The sequence below is a fragment of the Nocardia alni genome (assembly GCF_019038435.1).
Lineage (GTDB): Bacteria > Actinomycetota > Actinomycetes > Mycobacteriales > Mycobacteriaceae > Nocardia > Nocardia alni.
Window position 1 is genome coordinate 1 of record NZ_JAGPOX010000256.1, and the last position, 6,811, is coordinate 6,811.

Annotated in this window: 7 protein-coding genes and 1 pseudogene; 4 read left to right on the top strand and 4 right to left on the bottom strand. The window is 67.3% G+C overall.

All coding sequences use genetic code 11. From position 1 onward, the window contains the following. Positions 1 to 195 precede the first annotated feature (195 nt). Positions 196 to 1,434 carry a bifunctional glycosyltransferase family 2/GtrA family protein gene (locus JZ791_RS43180; protein ID WP_216903620.1) on the bottom strand — a complete coding sequence of 413 codons (1,239 nt, stop codon included), beginning with the start codon at positions 1,432 to 1,434 and terminating at the stop codon, positions 196 to 198. Between the two features lie 116 nt (positions 1,435 to 1,550). Next, positions 1,551 to 2,405 (bottom strand): bifunctional hydroxymethylpyrimidine kinase/phosphomethylpyrimidine kinase, encoded by an 855-nt coding sequence (gene thiD, locus JZ791_RS43185; RefSeq protein WP_216903622.1) that lies wholly within the window; start codon positions 2,403 to 2,405, stop codon positions 1,551 to 1,553. A gap of 70 nt (positions 2,406 to 2,475) precedes the next feature. Between thiD and JZ791_RS43190 the strand changes: the two genes are divergently transcribed. After that, positions 2,476 to 3,621 (top strand): GTP-binding protein, encoded by a 1,146-nt coding sequence (locus JZ791_RS43190; protein WP_308163491.1) that lies wholly within the window; start codon positions 2,476 to 2,478, stop codon positions 3,619 to 3,621. Positions 3,622 to 3,669: 48 nt separating this feature from the next. Then, positions 3,670 to 4,488 (top strand): G1 family glutamic endopeptidase, encoded by an 819-nt coding sequence (locus JZ791_RS43195; protein WP_216903625.1) that lies wholly within the window; start codon positions 3,670 to 3,672, stop codon positions 4,486 to 4,488. A gap of 33 nt (positions 4,489 to 4,521) precedes the next feature. On the opposite strand, the gene JZ791_RS43200 is transcribed toward JZ791_RS43195, so the two are convergent. Next, positions 4,522 to 5,379, bottom strand: a complete 858-nt coding sequence (locus JZ791_RS43200; protein ID WP_216903627.1) for a DUF5995 family protein — start codon at positions 5,377 to 5,379, stop codon at positions 4,522 to 4,524. A 120-nt stretch (positions 5,380 to 5,499) separates the two neighbouring features. On the opposite strand from JZ791_RS43200, the gene JZ791_RS43205 reads away from it, so the two are divergent. Together JZ791_RS43205 and JZ791_RS43210 are read left to right on the top strand one after the other, a co-directional pair. Continuing rightward, positions 5,500 to 5,955, top strand: coding sequence for a hypothetical protein (locus tag JZ791_RS43205; protein ID WP_216903629.1), 456 nt, complete (start codon positions 5,500 to 5,502; stop codon positions 5,953 to 5,955). Between the two features lie 142 nt (positions 5,956 to 6,097). After that, entirely contained in the window at positions 6,098 to 6,565 is a 468-nt protein-coding gene (locus JZ791_RS43210; protein WP_216903631.1) for a hypothetical protein, read from the top strand. A 13-nt stretch (positions 6,566 to 6,578) separates the two neighbouring features. Here the strand turns inward: JZ791_RS43210 and JZ791_RS43215 are convergent. Further along, positions 6,579 to 6,811 (bottom strand): annotated as a pseudogene (locus JZ791_RS43215) (epoxide hydrolase); the annotation flags it as partial.

Sequence of the window (6,811 nt, forward strand, 5' to 3'; positions counted from 1 at the left end):
GTCTTTTGGGGGCGCGGCCCCCAAACCCCAGCCCGGAGGGGCTTCGCCCCCCGGACCCCCCTTCCAGCTGGTGGCGTGGGGTATCGGAGGTGCGGTGGGCGTGGATTCGGCGTTCGAGGTGGTTGCGTTCGGGGGTGAGTGGTTGCGTTCGGGGGTGAGTGGTTGTGTTCAGAGGGGCGATCGGGGTTTGTTCGGTCAGGGGTGTTCGCGGGATCCGTTTACTGCGTTGCGGAAGACCCAGCGCAGGCCCACGAAGCGGATCAGGGTGGCTATCAGGTTGGCTACTACCAGGACCAGGAGTTCCAGGTGGACTACTGCGTTCGGGGCCCAGTGGTGTAGGGCGAACAGGGAACCGCTGGTCAGGAGCCAGGTGAAGGCGAAGATCAGGAGGCCTTGGATCTGGTGCGATATCGCCTTGGTTCCGCCTCGGACGCCGAAGGTGAAGGCGCGGTTGGCGGTGGTGTTGCCGATGGCGGTGATCAGCAGGGCGGCGAAGTTCGCTATCTGGCCGCCGGTGAGGGGCTGTAAGAGTAGGAACAGGACCATGTAGGCCAGGGTGGAGATCACGCCTACTATGCCGAAGCGGACGGCCTGGCCGACCATGCCCAGGGGGACTCCCTCGACCAAGGGCTCGCGGCCGATGGCGGCGCGCAGCTCGTTGATCGGCAGTTGGCCGGTCGCGAGGGCGCGGCCCAGGCGCCAGACGCCCTGGAGGTCCTTGCGGGCGGTGTCGATGATGTTGACGCTCGAGTTCGGGTCGTCGATCCAATCGACGGGGACCTCGTGGATGCGCAGGCCGGCTCGTTCGGCGATCACCAGCAACTCGGTGTCGAAGAACCATTCGCCGTCCTGGACCAGCGGCAACACGAGTTGCCCGACATCGGTTCGCATGGCCTTGAAGCCGCACTGGGCATCGGAGAAGCCGGCCTGCAGCGAGGCCTTGAGGATCAGGTTGTAGCAGCGGGAGATGAATTCGCGCTTCGGGCCGCGCACCACGCGCGAGGACTTGGCCAGGCGCGTGCCGATCGCGAGATCCGAATGCCCGGAGACCAACGGTGCGACCAGCGGCAGCAGTGCGTTCAGGTCGGTGGACAGGTCCACGTCCATGTAGGCGACGACCTGTGCGTCCGAGACCTCCCACACCGCGCGCAGCGCACGGCCGCGGCCCTTGCGGTCCAGGTGCGCCACCTGGACGGTGTCGAATTCGTCCGCCAACGCCCGGGCCACTGCGAGCGTGGAATCGGTGGAGGCGTTGTCCGCGATGGTGATGCGAGTGGTGAACGGAAATCCGTTGCTCAGGAAGGCGTGCAACCGGCGAACACAGCCGTCGAGATCGTGCTCCTCGTTGTAGACCGGAATCACCACATCCAGCACAGGAGTCACTACGGCATCGTCCGGTTCGCACACCTGGGTGGCCGTCGCGGTGTCGGTCATATACCCACCCTGGGTGATCAGGCTTTGGTATGCCTGCGGCCTGGCTGGGAAACCTCTGAGAGACATCTCCGTAACCTTGCGAAATGCCGGACTTGCCCTACAATTTTTCGGCGGTTTTACTGCCCGGTGTCGCCGTGTAGCCGCCACAGCGGTGACACCGGCCCGTGGCCCGCGCCCAGATCGTACGAGGCCTCGAGGCATCGCCTGGTCCACTCCTTGGCGAAGGCGACGGCCTCGGGGACGTCGTATCCGTGGGCGAGCGCGCAGGCGGTGGCCGCTGCCAGGGTGTCGCCGCCGCCGTGATCGTTGCCGGTGCCGATGCGCGGGGCGGACAGCTCGGTGATGGTGTCGCCGTCGTACAGCAGATCCGTGCTGACCGGCGACGTGCGCAGATGTCCGCCCTTCACGATCGCCCAGCGCGGGCCCAGCGCGTGCAGCGCCTCGGCCGCCTTGCGCGCGGTGCGATCGTCGACGACGTCGATGCCGGTGAGCAGCCGCACCTCGTCCAGATTCGGCGTGACGAGGGTGGCGCACGGAATCAGCGTGTGCCGCACCGCGTCCAGGGCCTCGGCATGCAGCAGCGGATCGCCGTGCATGGAGGCCGCGACCGGATCCACCACCAGCGGGATCTCGCCCTCACGACCGATGCCCAGCTCCCGGCACACACCCGCGACCGCCTCGATGATCGCGGTCGAGGCGAGCATGCCGGTCTTGGCCGCGCCGATGCCGATATCGGTCACCACCGTGCGCACCTGTCCGGCGACCATTTCGGCCGGAATCTCGTGAAATCCGCTGACGCCCAGCGAGTTCTGCACCGTCACCGCCGCGACCGCGACACAGGCGTGCACGCCCAGCATGGCCATGGTGCGGGTATCGGCCTGGATGCCCGCACCGCCGCCGGAGTCGGTTCCGGCGATCGTGAGCGCACGGACCGGGGTCTGTCCGTCGGGCGGTAAGGGCAGCAGTTTCACGGGACCACAGTACGACGCGCCGATTCGGACCCGCTGTACAGAGGTTAATGAAAACGATTACCATTAGCATGTGACCGCATCGAACCAGAACCCGCTGCCCGTGACCGTCCTGTCCGGATTCCTCGGCGCGGGCAAGACGACCCTGCTCAACCACATCCTCGCGGGCCGCGACGGCCGCCGCGTGGCGGTGATCGTGAACGATATGAGCGAGGTGAACATCGACGCCGCCCTCGTCGCCGGGCAAGGTCACCTGGACCGGACCGAGGAGAGGCTCGTCGAACTCACCAACGGCTGTATCTGCTGCACGCTGCGGGAGGACCTGATCGAGTCGGTCGGCACGCTGGCCCGGGAGGGTCGCTTCGATCAGCTGGTGATCGAGTCCACCGGCATCTCCGAGCCCATGCCGGTGGCCGCCACGTTCGAGTGGGAGTTCGAGGACGGGTTCCGGCTGGGCGATATCGCCCGCCTGGACACCATGGTGACGGTGGTCGACGCGTCCACGTTCCTGGTCGAGGTGGTGCGAGGGCAGGCGTTGGCCGATCGGAACATGCAGGCCGGTCAGGGGGACGAGCGCACGATCGCCGATCTGCTCGTCGACCAGGTCGAGTTCGCGAATGTCTTGATACTCAACAAGACCGACCTGGTGAGCGCGAATGCCGTTGGCACGGTGGAGACTACGATCCGCCGGATGAATCCCGCCGCGAAGATCGTCCGGTCCGTGCGCGGCGAGGTGGACCTGTCGGAGGTGCTCGGCACCGGCCTGTACACCCCCGACGTCGCGGCCCAATTCGACGGCTGGGACGCCGAACTCGAGGGCGGCCACACCCCCGAGACCGAGGAATACGGCATCAGCAGCCTCACCTTCACCGCCGACCGCCCCTTCCACCCGCAACGCCTGGAATCCGCGCTGGCCCAGATGAATCGCCTGCTGCGCAGCAAGGGCTTCTTCTGGCTCGCCTCGCGCCCGGAGTTGGCGGCCATCTGGTCCCAGGCGGGCCCGAACCTGACCTTCGAGCCGGGCGGCTACTGGGAGTCCCTGGATTTGCCTCCGGGGCAGGAGATCGTCTTCATCGGCGTGAAACTGGACCGTCCGCATGTGCGGGATCTACTGAACTCGGCCCTGCTCACCGACGCCGAGATGAAAGCTGGACCACAGGCGTGGCAACGGTACCCGGACTCCTTTCCGGTCTGGGGTGAGATGCACGAACACGCCTGAGTCGATGCTTGGCGGCCGCGGCCGCTCGGCAGAGGTAGTGTCACCGAGGTGAAACACTGTGTGGCCCTCTGCCTTGCGGTTGCCGCGATGTCGTTCGGCGGCACGGCGTCGGCCGCGCCGGTGCCGCCGCAGGTGAGTCCCGGGGCGGATGTCTACAGCGGATACGCCGCCGTCGCGCCCTCGTTCCGGACCGTGAGCGCGCACTGGAAGCAGACGGCGGTGACCTGCCCGCCGTCCGATCTCGACGGTCTGGCCGGTGGGGTGGCCAACACGGTCATGACCGGTAGTTCCGTCGTACGGGTTCCGGGCCTGCTCGCCGTTCCGGATGGCCTGGCGGGGACGCTGTTCGTACCGCACGTCGCGCAGTGGGTGGGGTTGGTCGGTATGAACGGCCCGACCGATCGCAGCCTCGTTCAGACGGGTACCGCGACCCTGTGTTCGGACGGTGTGCCGCATTACACGGCCTTTTTCGAAACGCCGTCCTTCGCCAACCAGTCGGGCGAGCCGCACCCCGATGCCGACGCTCCCGGTGTGAGCTGGGAGAACCCGCCGACCAAACCGGGCGACGATATGGCGGCCACGGTGAGCTGGGATGGCGCCGCCACCTACCGCCTGACCGTGGCCGACACCACGCGGGGCTGGCACTACGGCGCGACCTACCACAGCGGGGTGATTCCCACCGCGGCGCTGACCGTTGGCGAGTCCATTCCCTACAACGTGCCCGGGTTCACGCCGATGACATTCACCCATGTCACCGCCGACGGAAAGCCGTTCGCCGCTTACCATCCGCGGCGGTTGGCGATCACGCCGCCGGGGCTCGTTCCTACCCCGCTGACCAGCGATTCGTTCACGGTTCCGTCGCCGTGAGGTGAAACGCCCGCCGCCTCCGCACCGCGCTTTTCACAATCCGCCGAGCCGGGCGAGCACGTCGAACGCGGTCTCGGCGGTGTCGTGCAACGCGCGGATCTCACCCACGGTCGTGTCGTGCAGGGCCGGATTCTGTAGTGCCAGCCCGTTGCCGAACACGATGACGTTGTACCCGTCGTCGGCGGCCTCCAGCATGGGGCCTGTCGCAACGCCTTGTCCGACAAGCAGATCCAGTCCTTCGCCGAGAAAGTAGAACCGCCACAGCGGCCCGATGTCGACCCCGTACGCCGACTTGGTCCGATCGATGATCGGCGTACCGACCCGGGCGATCGAATCCACGAGCTTGAAGTGATCGCCCGCGTCCTGCGGCCGGGCGTTCGCCGCCGCGACCGAGTACGTCAGATCGACCGTGAGATGCGCGTTGTAGCCCGCCATCGCCACCCGGGCCCCGGAGACGCCGCAGTCAGCCGCCAGCGAAAAGTACTGTGCCCAATGCGGTTCGACCATCCCGCCCGCGAACTCGCCGTGAAAGTTGACCAGCAGACGCCGCGCGAGCTCCAGACTCACCGCATGCGCGTAGTCCGGGTGGGCGAATGCCGCGGGATCTCGCTGTAGCGGCATCACGGCCCGCTGCTCCGCCAGATCGAGCCCGACCAGAAACAGCCCGCGCCGATCCCGATGATCCGCCAGAATCTCGGTGATCCGATGATGCCGTTCGATCACCTCCTCGAGCCGCTGCATCACGGTCCCGGCCAGTGTGCTGGTATCGGACAGCGCGGCAATCGTGCCGACCTCGCGCGCCGAGAGCGGACTCCCACATCCCGCCGTCGCGACGGACGGCGCCGCGGCCGTAGCCTCCGCACCGCCGAGAGCAAGTGCGACACAGGCCATCCCAGCCACTATCGCCCTGACAACCCTGATCGGAACCACCCCGGACGCCTCCTCAGGCTGATTTGTGATCACAGCAGAGCGCGGTGCGGCACTATTAGACCACTACCGTGAGGAGTTTCGATGCGTTGGTTGCGTACCCTGCTCGCCGTGCCGCTCGCCTCCGGAGCGCTGTTCGCCGCCGCGGGCACGGCGTCTGCCGATCCGGCCACCACCTTCACCCCCGTCTACACCCTGGGCGGCGGCGCCTTCCCCTGCGCCGGCCAGATCGAAGCCTTCCACGACCCACAGAACACCTACCTCGGCCGGCAAGCGGTGTGGGTCCGCGCCGATTTCACCTATCTACCGATCCCGACCGCCGTATGCAGCGCCACGGCCACACTCCACTGGCACAACCTCGATACCGGCGCGAGCGGCGGATTCCCCCCGGTCTGGCTGGGTGACGGCACCCCGTTCGGCCAGACGAACGCACTCTGGGTCCCCGAAACCCTGCCGACCGGCCCGGGCCGGGTACAGGTCACGATCGATACGAACTACCCGCACATTCCCGGCGGGGGAACGTACTACTCGCCCGCGTAAGGCGTAGCGACGCACTCGAAATCGGCCGAACGGGCCGATTCCGGCACCGTGCGTGGGGTGGCGGTGACCCCGGCGATGGCCTCGGTAGCCTGATGCGAATTCTGCATGACCAATTTTCACGAACCGATTTCGGGAGTTGCTCATGAATTGGCACCGCTCACTGTGCATTGCGGCCGCGGCTATGGCCGGGCTCGCCGGGACCACGCTCAGCACCGGACCGGCGTCCGCGGATTTCGCAACCAAGATCGATCCTGCGATCACCCTCGGTAGCGGGGCATTTCCCTGTGCGGGATACGTGCGAGCCCTCTACGATCCGGCGCGAGAATCCCATGGCCGCCAGGTGGTCTGGTTGCGGGCCGATTTCGGCTATCGGCTGGCACAGGTACGGGTCTGCGCCGCCGAGGCGATCCTGAGCTGGCGCAATATCGACACGGGAGAAGCCGGTAGCAGCATGCAACCTCTCCCGCTCCACGATGGCCGCACTCGCGGCCGCACCGATGCGATGTGGGTGCCGTTCGACCTCGGCCGCCACCCGGGGCACTACCAGGTCCTGGTCGGGACCGATCTGCCCCACGTCAACGGCAGCGGTGAGATCACCGTGCCGCGCTGACGCGGCCGGACCTTCACCGCAGTCCTGCGAAGAATCGCCGGATGTCGGCGAGCAGTACCTCGGTTGCCTCGTGGGCGGCGTAGTGGCCGCCGGCGTCGTTGGCGCTGCGGGGCTGCGGGTCGGTGTCGTAGCTGTTCCAGCTGACGATGTTCTTGTGGTCGCGGTCGGCGAAGCGGCGGATCGACTGGAAATCGCCCTTGAACATGGACAGGGCGGTCGGGACGGTGGTGGGCTCGGCGGGGGTGC

Bases quoted from the DNA above. Each gene is read 5' to 3' on its own strand.
- JZ791_RS43205 (WP_216903629.1), top strand. From the start codon at position 5,500: ATGCGTTGGTTGCGTACCCTGCTCGCCGTGCCGCTCGCCTCCGGAGCG.
- JZ791_RS43210 (WP_216903631.1), top strand. From the start codon at position 6,098: ATGAATTGGCACCGCTCACTGTGCATTGCGGCCGCGGCTATGGCCGGG.
- JZ791_RS43180 (WP_216903620.1), bottom strand. From the start codon at position 1,434: ATGACCGACACCGCGACGGCCACCCAGGTGTGCGAACCGGACGATGCC.
- JZ791_RS43200 (WP_216903627.1), bottom strand. From the start codon at position 5,379: ATGGCCTGTGTCGCACTTGCTCTCGGCGGTGCGGAGGCTACGGCCGCG.